The sequence below is a fragment of the Paenibacillus gyeongsangnamensis genome (genome assembly GCF_027533625.1).
Lineage (GTDB): Bacteria > Bacillota > Bacilli > Paenibacillales > NBRC-103111 > Paenibacillus_G > Paenibacillus_G gyeongsangnamensis.
This window is the reverse complement of the sequence record NZ_JAQAGZ010000027.1, coordinates 66,820-82,838: the sequence shown is the minus strand read 5'-3', so window position 1 is coordinate 82,838 and position 16,019 is coordinate 66,820. Positions and strand designations below refer to the sequence as shown.

Here is a 16,019-nt window from a genome sequence, read left to right as displayed (position 1 = left end):
TCACAGTCCTTGGTTCCCGACATTTCGTCGAATATATATGGCGTTGTCGGGCTGACCAGCAACCCTATCATGTTAAGTTTGGACTTTCCCGAAAGGGGAGGTCTGTTTGCACCTGCACGTAACTGTTTTGGAATCCCCCGATTCCTTATTTTGCCAAGCAACCTTGTGGGGTTCGCTCATAGAGTCTGGCCTCAACAATCTTTCACGGATTCAGGTTATTCTTCTAAATCAATTAATAACCATGTTCGAACTTTCCCGGCATAAAAAAGAGACCTGCCGACGGGGACTAGGTCTCGAGCGCTCGCTGACCCTCATACCGTTGAATTCCGGTACTCTTGAGGCGTCAGTCCGTAGTGCTTCTTGAATAATTTAATGAAATAATGCGGGTTCTGATAGCCCACTTCAATGGCTACCTCATAAATTTTATGCGTGCTGTGCTTGAGAAGCTGCTGCGACTTCTCCATCTTAAGCCGGGTGATGTAGTCGCTGAGATTGTCCCCTGTCTCCAGCTTATACAGCCGGGACAAGTAAGCGGGATGCATCTGCAGATGCTCGGAGATCGTCTGCAGCGAAAGATCGCCGGAAAGATGGGACAGGACAAATTTCTGCGCTTCCTTCACAGCCACCATACGGGCGCTCCGGGTTTCACTTACCGCTTGCTGCTTGAATTTGTGATAGACGCTCCACACCCATGAGCTTAAATGCTTTACCGTTTTGGCCGGCTGCATCTCCTTCCCTCGCGCGTAATCGTCCTCGATCCAATCCGCGAGCTTCCGGCCGTTCTTGTGCGCGATATAGGAGAATGCCGAGAAGAAGGAAAAGAAAGCCTCCATTCGATGCTCGGACGATTCCGCCCAATCGGCTTCGAGCTCCTTCAAAATCTCGCTGATCTTCTGTTCGGCGGCATCCCAATGGCCGGCTTCCATCAAGTGCATGAGCATCGGGGGCTCGTAGAGACTGAACAAGGTGCGGACCTCGGTAACCTCCGAATCGTCCATAATATATACCGGGAGATCCTTCTCGTTCCCAAGTCTCTTGCCGAAGATCAACAGCATATTGCTGTAGAGCTTGGCGACATCGTCCGGGAAAGCCCCCCATTGGCCCAGAAGTACGGATACTCTTCTTTTCAAAAAATGCTCAATGTTCCTTTGCAGCTGATGGCTGAGCCGATTGGCGTGGTACTGCAGCTCCTCGGACGATTTGGGGATTAAAGCCAGGACCAAATAGTCATGCAAATCCTTGCAGGACCAGACGTGGAAGTATTCCTCCAGCGTTTCCTGCGCCATATTGACGATGGCGAACTCCATCAAGGACATGTCATACGGATCGAGGTCGGAGAATTGGTCCTTGAACCGAACCATGAGCATCACGAGGCGGTCGTTCAGCCGGACCGGGATTTCAAGCAGCCGGATCTGCTCCGCCCATTTCTCCGATGAGAAGCGCTTCCCTTGGAGCAAATCATGTAACAGCTCTCCGCGAAGCCGGGGCAAATGATCTCGCATCGCATTCACGGCCCGCCTGTAAGCGTCATCGCTCTCCCGCTCCGCCCGGATCGTCTGAACGACGGAAGCCACCCGTTCGATCAATTCGCTGTCGCTGACCGGCTTCACCAAATAATCGCAAATGTTGTTCTTGATCGCGGCCTGCGCGTAAGCGAAATCCGCATGGGCGGTCAGCAGAAGGCATTTCATATGCTTCCAGTGCATATAGATATGTCTCGCGAGCTCCAACCCGTCCATCCCCGGCATGCGGATATCGGTAATCACAATATCGACGGGATGCATGTTGACGAGATCGAGCGCCTCCGATGCCGAATAAGCTTTATGAACCGTGCCGATCCCGATTTCCCGCCAAGGGATGGTGGCGGCCAGCGTCTCTACGATGCTCATCTCATCGTCAACCAGCAGCAGCTGCAGCATGAAGCCCCCTCCTTCTTGTACCGGCCCGGTCAGGCACCGATGTTCCATTGGATGGCCACTCGCAAGCCTCCGAGCGGAGAATGCGAGAAGGTAAGGCCGGATTGTTGATCAAATTGATAAGTAAGCCTCTGGTGAACGTTCCATAGCCCGCACCCGGCCTCCTGATCCAGAGGACTGGAAACCTTGTGCGCCAGCTCCGTCAGCTGCCGTTCCGGTAGTCCTACCCCGTTATCGTCGATAAATATACGGCAAGCATGCTCGAACATTTCCCCGGAAATTGAAATGATCCCGTACTGCTCCTTTCTCTCGATTCCATGGACAATCGCGTTCTCGACGATCGGCTGAACCATGAGCCGGGGGATTTGGAGATCGAGCATTTCCTCCGGAATGTCGATCTCGTAGTGAAACCGTTCCATCCGCAAGTTTTGGATCGTTAAATAATTTTCAATAAGCCGCAGTTCCTCCCGCAGGGTGGTCAACGTATGCTCCAGCATGGTGATATATCGAAAATATTCCGACAGACGCAGGACCATCGTGGTGGCCGCCTGCTTATCGTCGATGGCGATCATATTTTTAATAAAGAACATGCAATTGGACAAAAAATGCGGATTGATCTGGGACTGCAGGTGCTTCAGCTTCGCATCGCGAAACCGGATGTTCTCCATATATACGTTCTCGAGCAGCCGCTGGATTTCCTCCGCCATTTCATTGAATCGGGTGAACAAATAATCGAATTCGTTCCTCGGCCGATAGCTCAGTCGGTGGGAGAACGCTCCCGTGTGAAGCTTCCTGACCCCCTGCAGCAGCAGTTGAATCGGAAGCTGGACCTGCCTGTACAGGATGACGGTGGCCAGGAGGCTGACGAAGAGCATAAGAATAATCGACAAGTAAAATAAATCACGGCTCTTGGTGATGGGGGCCAGCACTTCCTTCAAGGGCAAGTAGTCGACGACATGCCAGCCGAGGCTTTTCGTACGCGCATAATTGACCAGATATTGCTCCCGTCCGATCTCTACGATGCGATGACCGGCATCGTCCAGCGGCGACTCGTTAAGGATTGCGACTATCCGGTCGGTGACGCCGGGGCCCCCCGTCTTGTCCAGAATCGGGCTCGCGTAGCGTTTATAAAAAAACGGGTTGGTCTTGCCGTCATTCTTATAATCCTTCAGCATCCGGATCAAATTGCTCTCCGTGAACCGGACCTCGACGACCGATTCGGCTTCCAGCAGGCTTTTATTCAGAAGCAGCGGACTCCAGACCGCTTTGTTGAAATAAGCGTCCCTGCCCGAAGCGTCGGGATGATAGCCCCATTGACTGGCAGGCAGCTTCTCCACGTATTCGTCGCTATAGACGCTCTGGTAGTCGTTCGACAGAGCCTGCTTCACCTTCGGCAGGTAGATGCTCAGCCGATTGTTCCAGCCGCTTGAAGCGCTCAGCAGGTTCAGCTTCTGGACGATGTCCTCCTGCGTCTTCAGCTGCTGAAAGGCGGCAGGGCCGCTTCCCGGGTCGCCCAACGCCTTGATGGAAGGGTCTCTGCTCACGATAATCGACAGGACCGATAATTGATCCACGGTGTTATCTATTTGACGAGCCAGGAACTCCAGACGGGTCAAGCTTTTTTCCTGCAACTCCTTCTCGATGACCTTGACCGAAGTATGATTCGTATAGCTGAAGATGACTCCGATCGGAAGCAGTATCAAAATAATCAGCATAATCATTTTGTGAAATGTGCTCCATTTGTGACGCATTCCCATCGCCCCTAATCCCCTGTTATGCGTATTATACTCGAACCTTGCGAGCGATGGGTACCGCTAGACGAGCTTATTTCACGCGGTAAGCTTCAAAGCACTCCGGAATCATATCGGTGGAGGCGCCCGGTCTTTCCGGCAGTAAGTAGTAGCCGTCCTTCACGGTAGCCGGTTCGATGAAGATGTGGCGGATCCACGGGATATATTCCAGCATGATCGCATTCGGCGTAGAGGCGACCAGATGCTGATGGATTTGCCCCATATCGCCGACATGCGGACAAATCGGGAGGTCATAGGAAGCGGCCAGCCCCGCCACTTGCAGCCATTCCGTGATGCCTCCCACCCGGGTGACGTCCACCTGCACATATTCCACCGCACCTTGATGGATGTAATCGCGGAACGCATACTTGGTATAAACATGCTCGCCGAGGGCAATCGGAATGTTCAGTTCGTCCGCCAGCTTCTTGTGCCCCAAGATGTCGTCCGGATTCAGCGGCTCCTCCAGCCAATACAGGTCGAATTCTTCCATCTTCTTGGCCCAGGTCATCGCCGTATTGATGTTCCACTGCTGATTGACGTCGATCATAAAAATGATGTCGTCGCCGATCGCCCGGCGCACCGCCTTGACGCGGTCGTAGTCCTCCCGGGGGTCCGGCTTGCCTACCTTGATCTTCACACCGGTAAAGCCCTGCTCCACAATCTCCGCCACGTCCCGCAGCAGCCGGTCTTTGGGCCAGTTGAGCCAGCCGCCGTTCGTATTGTAGGCTTTGATCCGCTTCGACTTGTGTCCGCCGAGATACTGCCAGAGCGGCTTCCCCGCCGCCTTGGACATGAGATCCCACAGGGCGATGTCGACGGCGGCCAGCGCCATGTGCGTCACCCCGGCGCGCCCGATCCAGTGCATCTTGCCGAACCGCATCCGGTCCCACAGCTCGCGGACCATATAAGGATCCTGCCCGATCAGCAGCGGGGCGTAATACCGGTCGATCGTTTGGGTGATCAAATCGTCTCCTTCCGCGCAGGTGCCCGTATAGCCGCAGCCTACGAAGCCCTCGTCCGTGTAAAGGCGGACGCCCGAGAGTCCCCAATGCGACGCCGCATTGATGGCATCCGTAATCGGCGGCGTAATCGGCACATGCAAGATGAAGCTTTCCACTTTCGTGATTTTCATAGTCCAGTCCTCCGTTATACTGAGTTCGGCTCTTATCCCTTAACCGCTCCGGCCGATAAGCCGCTGACGATATATTTTTGGGCGAACAGGGCCATCACAACGACCGGCAGCGTAATGATGCAGGCCGCGGCCATCAAGGCTCCCCAATGTATGGCGTTGCCGGAGATGAAGTTGAACACGGCGATCGGCAGCGGCTTTGTCTTCTCGCCGGATAGAATCAGGGAGAACATGAAGTTGTTCCACGAGAAAATGAATGCCAGCAGCGAGGCCGTTACGATGCCCGGCATGGAGACGGGCAGCACCATTTGGAAAAAGGTCCGGATTCGCGAGCATCCGTCTATCCAGCACGATTCCTCGACCTCCTTCGGAAACGATTCGAAGAAAGGAATCATTACCCACATGATGAAGGGCAGGCCAATGACCATATGGCTCAATACCAGGCCCGTGTACGTATCCACCAGCTTCAGCTGATTGAACAAAATATACCAGGGCACGAGATAGGTGATGCCCGGAATAATTTTGGCGACCAGAATCGCCATGGCAAAATATTGCATCCGGTGTCTCGCGATGGCATAGGCCGCCGGCAGGCCCAGTAGGAGAGCGCCCGCCGTAGAAACGACGGCTACGACGAGGCTGTTCGTAATGAACTTGACGTAATCGTATTCCTTGAATACGGTAATGTAGTTTTTCACCGTGGGCGTGAACGCGAACAAGTACTGCGACGATAAAACCTGCACCTGCGTTTTAAACGAAGCGGACAGCATCCACAGGAAGGGGAACAGAAAGAACGCCAGCACCAGGATATTCATGAGCGTATAGTTCATACGCATGACGGTCGATTGTTTCATTGGAGTCCACCCAGCCTTTTCCGAATCGCCATCAGGATGAAGATCATTGCCAGGATCAGAAGAAAGAACAGGATCAGCAGCGCCGAGGCGGAACCCAGCTTAAAGTTCACGAACGCAAGGTCGAAGATCATCAGGTTCAGCGTCTGGGAAGCAAAGTTGGGCCCTCCCTGCGTCGTGGCGTAAATCGTATCGAACGTCTTGAGCAGGTCAATGATGCGCAGAATGACGGCCGTCATAATGGTTGGCAGGAGCAGCGGAAGGGTTATATGCACCAGCTTTTGCAACGAAGTCGCTCCATCCACATCGGCGGACTCGTAAGGGTCCGAAGGCAGAGTCGCGAGCCCCGCGATCACGATTAGTGCGATCATCGGCGTCCACTCCCAGACGTCGATCAGAATCAGGGAAGGCATCACCTGCGTGACCGAGCCGAGCCATTCCTGCGTCGATAGGCCGAGCTTTCTCAGCAGTTGATTGGCGAGGCCGATGGACGGCTCGTAGATCAGCAGCCAGACGAGGCCAATCGAGACCGGAGTGGCGACCATGGGCAGCATCATGACCGTTTTCACAAGCCTCTTGCCGGCAAACGGCCGGGAGAATAGCAAAGCCACCGCCACGCCGAGAACCGTTTCCAGCAGGATGCTGACCGAGCTGTGATACAGCGTAAGCCCCATCGAATTCCAGAATTTAGGATCCTTCAGCAGCTGCGCATAATTGTCGAGCCCAACCCATTTGGGCGGCGTGATGGCCGACATGCTCCATTCGTATAAGCTGATCTTCCCCGTATAGACGATCGGAAAGGCAATCATCAATCCGATAAACAGCACAGCCGGCAAAGTAAATACCCATTTGAGATGCCGATCCAACCAGTTCACGATCACAATACCGACTTCCTTTCTGCAAAAAAATGGCAAGCCAAAGAGCGACTCCAAGGCTTGCCCTTGTTCCTGACGGACGGTTGTTACTTCGTCTTGTCTTTATCGATAATGGCCTGGAAATCCCGGTTCGCCTGGTCCGCCGCCGCTTTAATGTCTTCACCCAGCATCGCCTTTACCACAATGCTTCCTACGGCGTCACGCGCTTCGCCGACACTGATGACCTGCGGGACATTGTAGCCGACGCCGATCTTCATCGTTTCCTGAATGGCCGCAGCCAGGTCGGGCGGGTACGTTTCCGTGCCTTCCTTCATGGCCCAGACCGAATTCCGGGCACCGGGGACGCCGCTTCGCTGAATCTTCAGGACGTTTTCCTTGTTGCTCGCCCATTCCATGAACGCCCAGGCGGCATCTTTATTCTTAGCCTTCGGGTTCATGGCGAGCGACCACGCCGCGATGTTGTAAGGCTTGGCGCCTGCGGTACCGGCTGGGAAGACGGCGAAGCCGACATTGTCCTTCACCAGCGACTTCTCCGGGTCGGTTGTATTTTTGTAAATGGACGCCGTCTCTGCATAAAATGCCGCTTTGCCTTGAGCAAACAAGGCCGCCGCCTGAGGCCAGCTCATATTCAGCGTCCCCTGCGGGCCGTAATTTTTAAGCAGGCTGGCGTAAATCTGGAAGCCGCGGATCGCCTCGGGCGTATTGACGGCCGCCTTGTCGCCCTTCATAAAGTCGCCGCCTTCGGAGAAGACGAACGACGATACAGCGGTAACCAGCGCGTTGCGCTGTCCCCTGCCTACGAAGCCGTAGAAATCTTTGCCCGGGTCGTGCAGCTTCTTGGCCGCCGCCTCCAGGTCTGCCAGCGTCTTGGGAACAGGGATGTTGTTCTTCTGCAAAATATCTTTCCGGTAATACAGCACGAACTGGTCTGTGAACAAGGGGATGTACATCAGCTTGCCGTCAATGGTCGTGGCATCGATGGCTGCTTTGGAGAAGTCATTGAAGTCGTAGCCCGGATTTTTCTTCACGTATTCGTCCAGCTGGGCCATCCAGCCGTTCTTGTAAAATAAAATTTTGTCCATGTACGGGCGGGACATGAAGACGTCAGGCGTTTCCGAGCTGGACGTAAACTGCACGGCCAGCTTTTGCTGCAGCTGCTCCTCGGCGAAAGCCTGAACGTCCACTTTCATCCCGGTAGCTTCCTCGAATTGAGGCAGCGAGGCTTTAATCGAATCCGTCCACTGGTGGTTCAGCGTAAAGACCGTTAGCTTCTGGCCTGCAAAAGGCTTGGCGGAGGCGGACGGGGCCGCAGGCTTCTGGTCCTGGCTGCAGGCCGTCACCGCCATCGCAGCCGCAAGCGTTAATGCGAGAACGCCGCTATTTTTCCGAAGGTTCATATGTAAACCCCTTTCATGTCTTGGTTTGGAGCCTGCTGTTTACGCTTTCATTTTATAATTGGTTCGATCCGGAGGATATAGCAATTATTTAAGAATTATATATCCATTTTTTATCCGGAGCCTCCAGACAGTTACTCGCCGCCCTTAACGCATTGCCGGAAGCCGGCGTTCAAGCGGCGGACCAGCTCCTTGCGGCCTGGATCCTGGCGGATAATCCCCTCCCGGATCCAGGCTCCGGCTTGCTTCTGGAATTCGATATAGCCGTCGAACCGGGGCCTCATGGAACCCAGGTCAAGCGTACGCAGAGTCTGCGCGAAAAAACCGCCCGATAGCCGGTTCACCTCGGGATCGAGCCAGGCGCTGCGGTGCCCGGGCTGTCCCCCGTTCTGGAAAAAGGACGTACGTTGAAACTTACCTCCCACCGCCAGCTCAAGAAACCGGGCCGACCAATCGGGATGCCGCGTACGCGCCGAGACCGCCAGCCCGACGCCGCCGATCATGCTTCCCCTCGGGCCTCCCTCGTCCGAAGGAATATCGCAGTACCGGATCGCATGGGGAGCAAAGCCGTCTCTCGCATAATTGGAATACCCGTACATCAGCGGCACGTAGGCAATTTCGTTCGTCCGTGCCATCCTATCCGACATGGAAATCGGATCGCAGTCTACGGATTTCGGGTGGAGCAAGGGCATCAGCTCCTGCAGCAGGGCAAGCGTTTGCTCGCCGGTCTCCTCGTCCAAGTCCGACCCGTCGCTCCAGCATTTGCGGTTCCCGATCTGGGAGATCAGCGTGAAGAAGCTCGAAAAGGCGTGGGTCGGCACCAGCGGCATCCCGATGCGCTGGCCTTCGGGCAGCTCACTCGCCAGCCTCCGTACGTCGTCCCAAGTATGCGGAACAGGCAACTCCCTTGCCGTCAGAAGATCCTCCCGGTAGGCGCTGACCTGCGCTGCGGCGTCGGCGGCCAGCGCCCACTGCCGGCCCTCCCACGTATAACTGGCATAGCTCCGCCCGACGCTGTTTCGCTCTTGATCTTCCAGAAACTCGGCGGATAACCTCTCCTCCAGCGGATGCAGCAGCCCCTCGGCCACCGCCGTTCCGATATGGGGATGATCGATCATGATAAGGTCATAAGCGTCCGCCAGCTGCTCCAGCGGATAGTTTTCAAAGTCCAGCAGAGATCTGGCATCCCATTCGATTGTCACCTGCGGATGCCTGCGCGCGAATTCGGCGGAAGCCGCAACCAGCGGCTGAATGCCTCGCGCATGGTTCCAGGTCATTCCTTTTAATCGGATCATGTCCCGCGCTCCTTACTTTTTCTCTACCTGATCCTGCCACTTCGCCGGATCGCGGTAGGTCACCGTCTGCAAATGCTCGCAGTACAGTACAAGCTCCCCTTCGTCCTTGAAAATCTCGTAGCTGACCTTGATGAGCCCCATGTCCTTGTACTTCGGACGCTTCTCCATATTCGTCCGCACGGTATAAATGGTGTCGCCGATGAAGACCGGCTTGATAAACCGGAGCTTATCGTAGCCGTAGCTGAACGTATTGACGTTGTTGTGGGATACGAGGCCGAGACCGTAGCTGAACACCATCGCGCCGGCCACCAGCCTTTTCGAGAAACGCCCCTCCTGCCGGGCAAACCGCTCGTCGCCGACGTAAGGATGCATATCGAGCACGAGCGAATTGAACAGCATGCTTTCTCCCTCCGATATCGTCCGGCGGATCGACCTGACCTTCTGTCCTACTTCAAATTCTTCGTACATCCAATTCTCGGTATGGTATACCGGCAGCTCGTGATGGGCTTGTTGGTTCATTTCCATTATGCTGTTTCCTCCTGCTTCCTCGTTTGGATTTACCCTTGCTTCTTAACCATCAGCAAATGCTCGCAGGCCAGCACGGTTTCGCCCTTCTGGTTGAACACCTCGCAGAGCTCGCTCACCAGACCGTACTCCGGCCACTTCGGATGATCCCGCTTCCCCTTGATCGTGACCCGGGTGCGAATCGTATCCCCGATCAGGACCGGCTTGACGAACCGGAGACGGTCATACCCGTAGGAGAAGGCCTCCGGATTGACCGCTCCCGCAGTCATGCCGACCGCCACGCTGAAAATCAGCGTGCCGTGCGCGATCCGCTGCCCGAACGGCTGCGTCCTGCACCATTCCTCATCCATATGATGCGGGTAAAAATCTCCGGTTTGCCCCGCATGAAGCACGATGTCCGTTTCCGTGATCGTCCTGCCGCCCGTTTCTCTGACCGAGCCTGTCTCATACTCTTCGTAATAGACGGATTTCATCATCGTCCGCCGGTCACCTCCGCTTTTACCTTGGCATTATGCTCCCCGATTGCGGGGGCTCCTTTCCCGGACAGCAGCAACTCCCCGTCAATCCGGATCGGACACCGGATCGCTGTCCATTGCTCCCCGTTGCTTGTGCGCAGCGATTGGGTCATATGAAGGCTGCGAAACGCTTCATGCTCGAGCAGCCGGGGCCAGGTCAGCACATCGGAGCACCAATAGTCCGCCGGCTCCAGTCTCGAAAGCCATTCGGCCGTCGTGCGTCCGGCCAAGTGATCCCGGAGGATGGCCTTAATCGTATCCCTTTCCGTAAACCAGGTCTTGGGATCCGGGTAGGCCAGGATACTGTCGCAGCCAAGAAGCCGGCCCAGCTCCGTCACCGAGCCCATAGCTAGCGCGATATAACCGTCCGCGGTTGCATAAATGCCGTAGGGAGCCGCCAGATAAGCATGGGCGTTGTTGATTCCGCTTCGCTGCGGCAGCTGCCCGCCGTCATTCAGATGCGTCGTCAGCACCTCGAATTGAAAATCTAGCAACGACTCCAGCAGGCTGACCTCGACCAGGCCCCCTTCGCCGGTAACGCCTCTGCGGACAAGGCACGCCAGAATGCCTTGCACCAGATGGGCTCCGGCATACATGTCCGCGATCGCCAGGCCGAACGGGACGGGCGGCTGACCAGCATCGCCGTTCAGCCAAGGCAGCCCCGATAGTGACTGCACCAGCAGGTCCTGGCCCGGCTTGCGTCTCCAGGGTCCGGTTTTGCCGTAACCCGTGATTTCACCGTAGACTAGCCGGGGATTCCAGGCTTTCACAGCTTCATAGTGAAGCCCGAGCTTCTCCATGACGCCCGGCCGGAAATTTTGGATCATCACATCCGCCTGCTCGATGAGCGAACGCACAAAGGCGAGATCGTCAGAGTTTTTCAAATTCGCGGAAACGCTTTCTTTGTTCCGGTTGATCGAATGAAACAAGGTGCTGTCCCCATCCAGTTCCATGTTCGAAATATACAGCCTCCGGCACAAATCCCCGCCGTCCGGCCGTTCAATCTTGATCACGCGGGCTCCTAGATCGGCCAGGCGCAGGGAAGCGGACGGTCCGGATAAAAACTGGGAAAAATCGAGCACCAGAAGGCCTTCTAACGGTTTGTGGATGTTCAAGCTATATCCTCCTTTTTCTTGGTCCTCTGGTACTACCAGTTTAACGCTTGCTTAGCCGGCAACAAACCGACTGCTTCCAAATTAAACTAAGCGCCGGTTACCCTCTCGGCTCACATTGCATTGGTTTGTTTATCCGTATGTGGTATAATACATTGGTATCGTGGTAGTACCAGAGCTCTCTGACGAAAGCGTAGCATCTTTTTCCAATCATTGCAATAGCCAAATTAATATCCTTTCCCATCGAGGTGTTCATCGTGATCGAGATCAAAGCCGTGAAGAAAATTACCGTAACCGAACAAATTATGGAGCAAATCGCGGAGCTCATTCGCTCCGGCCAGCTGAAGCCGGGAGATCAGCTGCCGACCGAGCGCGACTTGGCCGAGCGGCTCGGGGTGACCCGCGGACGCGTTAGGGAGGCGCTGCGGGCCCTCTCGCTGGTCGGTCTCATAGAAATTCGGGCGGGTGAAGGCAGCTTCGTCACCCGTCGCGAGACCCCATTATCTAAAGAAACGATCGTGTGGATGTTTCACCATGAGATCGGTAATCTCGATGAGGTGTATGCCGCCAGAAAGCTGATCGAAACCGAGGTGTACGTCGCTGTCGCCAGGATGGCCTCGGCGGGCGATATAGAGAGCCTCGAGCTCTTGCTGGACGAGATCCGGCGGAAGCTGGAAACCGGCAGCGTGGAGGAGCATTTGAACCTGCTCGACCGCTTGGACCTGCGGGCCGGCGAGCTGTGCGGCAACGGCATCTACAGCAAGCTGATGCAGACGATGGTCCATCTGCGGAGAGAGACCAGTCTGAGGCTCCTCAGCGTTCCGGGGGCGAAAGAGAACGGCTTGAACTCCCGCAGCCAAGTCCTTTCGCGACTGAAGCGACAGGACCCGGTTGAGGCCGCGCAGGCCATGGCCGACTTCTTCAGCGAATCCGCTTCCTTCTACCGCCAGATCGGGGGAACAGCAGAATAAGCACGAATTGTCCGTCAGATCTAATGCGGTGTATTTACATGAAAAAAGCTCCCTCTGCAGCAGGGAAGCGATGGAATATGGCTACATAACAAAAAATAAAGGCTTTTCCCTTATAAAATGAACGGGAAGGGCGGGGAACTGTTCCCGCAGCCGCTCCGCCAGCTCCTTCATGCCAGGCTCCTCGCTTTCGGCGTGACCTAGTGCGATGAATGCTTTGTTCCTGCCTTGATGAACGGCGTCACGAACATATTCTGGCGTTTCCCACTCCGGCCCTTCTCCGGCGATAATCAGATCGAGATTGTAATCCATCAGCAATGGGAGCACCAAGGCCGCCCCCCCTCTGTAGCCTGCCAATAGTCCAATGCGACTGCAGGGCATCTCTCTTTCTCCGACAACACGAACGAACGCAATTTGAAGCTTTTCCTTCAAGTATTGCACTGTCCGTTCGAGGGTCATGCAAGGAATTTGTACAATCGTTGCGGCGGGCAGATGCTCTTCAACGTAGGGTGACCATCCCAATGCATTGATTAACCCCAACGTTATACCATCCGGCTTGGAACGGTGAATATGATCGTGATAACGATAAATGGCGATTCCCGAACGATCGATCAAATTATATTTTTCGTAGATTACCGGATCATCCTGCGCCCCTTGCATATTTTCCTGATGGCGGTAGAACGTCCCTTCATGGGTAATGATCAGATTGGCTCCCAAAGACGCAGCCCGCTCGATCACTGCCTGCGTAGCCATAAAAACAACGACAATTCCCTTAACTTCCTTTTGGGCTGATCCTGCTCTTAATGAATCAACCGTTGGCTCGATTAGGGGTGTCTGCTCCAACAACCGATCCATTACTTGTCCAATGGTAATCGTCATCCCCATCATCCTTTATTAATATATGATGCATCCGTGCTCATCAGGAATGCCTGATTTGCGGAGGAAGTAGGTATTGATCTGGTCGCGCCACTCCTTCGCATGGGCTGCTTGCTCTTGCAGTCGGCTCCTCACAGCCTCGAAGCGCTCTACATCCATTTTTGGCTCTAGCGAGCTCCAGGTCCGGACCAATTCCTTCGCCTGAATAACGCCTTCGAAGTGAGTATCGTAGATGTGCTGAATGACCGTCTTACCCGACTTCAGCTTGTGCGTATACGGCACATGATGGAAGAAGAGAAGCAGCTCATCCGGACATAACTCCCTTGATTCGTAAGCTTCCGAATGCGGCGCAAAGTATTGGGCTGTGTACCCGGTTCCCGACTTGACGGTCATCTGATTCTTCGTCGGCTGCTGGCGATTACCCTACACCAATCCTCAACATCCCATTCTGATATCCGGGTCGACAAGGTCAAGGAGTTCATCATCGACCACTACTCCGATGAGCTGGATTTGGCGACTGTCGCCAAGGTGGTCAATCTGCATCCCGTGTATCTCGGGAAGCTCTTCAAAACCAGCACGAGCTTCAGCGTCAAGCATTTCATCAACCTCATTCGGGTCAACAATGCAGAAATGATGCTATCCGGCGGCGGGTTTTCCGTCTCAGAAGCAGCAGAGCGCTGCGGATACAAGGACATCAGCTATTTCAGCAATGTATTCAGATCCATTAAAGGCTATCCGCCGTCAAAGGCGAGCATGCAAAAAAGAGCCTCGGATTGAACCGAGGCTGTGATTTCGAGATGAAAGATTGGGAGTCAGATTTCAGCTCTTCGTAATTTCTATTGCTCCAGCGCCCCATAAATAACAGCCCTAAGTCGAGGATGTATGTACGGCTCGAGACTTGGCAGCATTTGCTGCATGTAAACGACGGACAATTGCTCCTTTGGATCGATTAACACCCACGACCCGGCTAGACCAGCCCAACCAAATTCGCCTATTGAACCGTTAATTCCACCATCTGCAGGATCCATCATGACGCGGACCCCTAAACCATAGCCATAACCACTCATTTGCGGCCAATTAAAATCTTTGAGTTGCTGTGGCCCTAAATGATTAGTTCCCATCAGTTGTATCGTCTTCCGGCCAAGAATCCGCGCCCCATTCAGTTCACCACCCCTCGCCAGTGCCTGTGCAAACCGACTGTAATCACCTATCGTTGACAGCAAGCCTCCTCCACCGCTCTCATATTGACAGCCCGGCTGATAAGGGGCGTCCATTTTGATATTGGGAGTCAGTGTACCGTCTTCTGCTCGGTCATACATCTTGCAAAGTCGGTCTCGCTTTTCCTCGGGAATACGGAATGAGGTGTCGGTCATTTCTAATGGTTCGAATATTTTCTTTCTCAAAAACTCTCCGAATGTTTCACCGGACAGTACCTCGATCAAAGCAGCCAGGACATCGTGGCTCGTACCATACTTCCAGTGCGTTCCGGGATCAAAAGCAAGTGGAACGGCTGCTAACGCTTTGGATAGAGCTCGCATATCCATCGATGTTACGGCGTTTTCCATGACTGTACGGGTTTGCCGTTCGGTTTCTGTACTGTCACCGCCATATGTAAGCCCTGAGGACATTGTAAATAAATCCTTGATCCGTATCGGACCTGACGCCTGAGAAACAGACCTTGCGCCATAATCGTTATACCGGTACACCGAAGGACTTTTAAATTCCGGTAGATATTCCTCCAGTGGATCGTTTAGCAGATAAAGCCCCTTCTCATAAAGCATTAGTGCCGCTACGCAGGTAACCACTTTGGTCATCGAGTAAATCCGGTAAATCGTATCAGATTCTATCTTTTTATTCTTCTCTAAATCCGCATAACCAAAGCTTTCCTGATATAACACTTCACCACTTCTGACAACGGTACACGCACATCCAGCAGGCCCTTTTTCCATGACACTTTTAAGCAAAAGAGTCAAATGTTGTTGTAATTGGTTCATTCTTATAACCCTCCCATAAAAGTTTTCAATAATAAGTGTAACACATTCTTCTTCCAAAATCCGGCTATTATAAAATGAATCGAGCGAAAAAAATAAATGAATTTTACCTCTTTTGAAATAGAAAATCGTTTTTCCCAATCCCAAAACCTTGTTTAGTGGCCTCGCGACACTAGAGTAAAGGGCAGATAAATCTGCCCCTCCTCATCAAACCGTACGTGAGGTTTTCCCTCATACGGCTTTCCGATGTTCGTCATTCATGTGCATGCAGATCACAAGAGCGTTTTTAGTCCACATTGTCCGGCCAGGAATCTCACTTCTCGAAGCGAACTCATCCACCTTGCGCGTTGCCTCTTCTTGGCGTACCATCTTGTGAGCCTTTGCAGTATGTACCAGTCCAACTTTGCCAGCTTTAATTGGCTGTATGCCGTGTAATAGTAGTTCCTTCACCCCTGAATCTTTGGATTCAGCCACTCCACGTGTTCGAGAAATGATTTATGCCTCATGTTCGGCGTGGATAGACGTTCTTTTACGACCTCCCGGATGCGTTCTTCCGCTTTCCGAGCTATCCTGTCTCTGACAGGTACTTTCGTCGATGCGCTTCTACGCAAAGTTTCGTCGTACGTACGCATCCCAGCTACGGCGGGGGCTTGGCTCCCGCGACCGGATTTTCACCGGCTAGAAGATACGTGCCTCGGGGCACGACAAAAAAAATGACCCGCCAACGGGGCAGAAAGATGACACGATTTATAATAGACGGAATTCCCTAAACCCTTGTATATCAA

At 53.9% G+C, this 16,019-nt stretch carries 14 protein-coding genes and 1 pseudogene; 2 read left to right on the top strand and 13 right to left on the bottom strand.

Annotation, left to right across the window (positions count from 1 at the left end; translation table 11 throughout):
* Positions 1 to 311 precede the first annotated feature (311 nt).
* From O9H85_RS31735 to O9H85_RS31690, 10 genes are all read right to left on the bottom strand, one after another.
* Entirely contained in the window at positions 312 to 1,919 is a 1,608-nt protein-coding gene (locus tag O9H85_RS31735; protein ID WP_269885387.1) for a response regulator, read from the bottom strand.
* A 29-nt stretch (positions 1,920 to 1,948) separates the two neighbouring features.
* Positions 1,949 to 3,667, bottom strand: coding sequence for a sensor histidine kinase (locus O9H85_RS31730; protein WP_269885386.1), 1,719 nt, complete (start codon positions 3,665 to 3,667; stop codon positions 1,949 to 1,951).
* 73 nt (positions 3,668 to 3,740) lie between these two features.
* Positions 3,741 to 4,838 carry a mandelate racemase/muconate lactonizing enzyme family protein gene (locus O9H85_RS31725; RefSeq protein ID WP_269885385.1) on the bottom strand — a complete coding sequence of 366 codons (1,098 nt, stop codon included), beginning with the start codon at positions 4,836 to 4,838 and terminating at the stop codon, positions 3,741 to 3,743.
* Between the two features lie 32 nt (positions 4,839 to 4,870).
* The gene (locus O9H85_RS31720; RefSeq protein WP_269885384.1) at positions 4,871 to 5,686 is read right to left on the bottom strand and encodes a carbohydrate ABC transporter permease; all 816 of its coding nucleotides are present in this window, start codon (positions 5,684 to 5,686) and stop codon (positions 4,871 to 4,873) included.
* Positions 5,683 to 6,564 carry a carbohydrate ABC transporter permease gene (locus tag O9H85_RS31715; RefSeq protein WP_269885383.1) on the bottom strand — a complete coding sequence of 294 codons (882 nt, stop codon included), beginning with the start codon at positions 6,562 to 6,564 and terminating at the stop codon, positions 5,683 to 5,685. The genes O9H85_RS31720 and O9H85_RS31715 overlap by 4 nt, the downstream gene beginning before the upstream one ends.
* Positions 6,565 to 6,644: 80 nt before the next feature.
* Entirely contained in the window at positions 6,645 to 7,955 is a 1,311-nt protein-coding gene (locus O9H85_RS31710) for an ABC transporter substrate-binding protein (protein ID WP_269885382.1), read from the bottom strand.
* 131 nt (positions 7,956 to 8,086) lie between these two features.
* Positions 8,087 to 9,247, bottom strand: a complete 1,161-nt coding sequence (locus O9H85_RS31705) for an extracellular solute-binding protein (protein ID WP_269885381.1) — start codon at positions 9,245 to 9,247, stop codon at positions 8,087 to 8,089.
* A 12-nt stretch (positions 9,248 to 9,259) separates the two neighbouring features.
* Entirely contained in the window at positions 9,260 to 9,772 is a 513-nt protein-coding gene (locus O9H85_RS31700; RefSeq protein WP_269885380.1) for a MaoC family dehydratase, read from the bottom strand.
* Positions 9,773 to 9,804: 32 nt separating this feature from the next.
* Entirely contained in the window at positions 9,805 to 10,248 is a 444-nt protein-coding gene (locus O9H85_RS31695; RefSeq protein WP_269885379.1) for a MaoC family dehydratase, read from the bottom strand.
* Positions 10,245 to 11,402, bottom strand: coding sequence for a CaiB/BaiF CoA transferase family protein (locus O9H85_RS31690; RefSeq protein WP_269885378.1), 1,158 nt, complete (start codon positions 11,400 to 11,402; stop codon positions 10,245 to 10,247). Before O9H85_RS31690 ends, O9H85_RS31695 begins: the two co-directional genes overlap by 4 nt.
* A 254-nt stretch (positions 11,403 to 11,656) precedes the next feature.
* On the opposite strand from O9H85_RS31690, the gene O9H85_RS31685 reads away from it, so the two are divergent.
* The gene (locus tag O9H85_RS31685) at positions 11,657 to 12,370 is read left to right on the top strand and encodes a FadR/GntR family transcriptional regulator (protein ID WP_269885377.1); all 714 of its coding nucleotides are present in this window, start codon (positions 11,657 to 11,659) and stop codon (positions 12,368 to 12,370) included.
* An 81-nt stretch (positions 12,371 to 12,451) separates the two neighbouring features.
* Here the strand turns inward: O9H85_RS31685 and O9H85_RS31680 are convergent, their stop codons facing one another.
* A complete protein-coding gene (locus O9H85_RS31680) occupies positions 12,452 to 13,246 on the bottom strand; it encodes a Nif3-like dinuclear metal center hexameric protein (RefSeq protein ID WP_269885376.1) in 795 nt (264 codons plus the stop codon).
* Between the two features lie 15 nt (positions 13,247 to 13,261).
* Positions 13,262 to 13,633, bottom strand: a pseudogene (locus O9H85_RS31675) (alpha-glucuronidase); the annotation flags it as partial.
* Between O9H85_RS31675 and O9H85_RS31670 the strand changes: the two are divergent.
* Complete coding sequence (locus O9H85_RS31670; RefSeq protein ID WP_269885375.1) at positions 13,586 to 14,020, top strand: helix-turn-helix domain-containing protein; 435 nt, start codon at positions 13,586 to 13,588, stop codon at positions 14,018 to 14,020. The pseudogene O9H85_RS31675 and the gene O9H85_RS31670 sit on opposite strands and share 48 nt — an antisense overlap.
* Before the next feature lie 59 nt (positions 14,021 to 14,079).
* Here the strand turns inward: O9H85_RS31670 and O9H85_RS31665 are convergent, their stop codons facing one another.
* The gene (locus O9H85_RS31665) at positions 14,080 to 15,237 is read right to left on the bottom strand and encodes a serine hydrolase domain-containing protein (RefSeq protein ID WP_269885390.1); all 1,158 of its coding nucleotides are present in this window, start codon (positions 15,235 to 15,237) and stop codon (positions 14,080 to 14,082) included.
* Between the last annotated feature and the right edge of the window lie 782 nt (positions 15,238 to 16,019).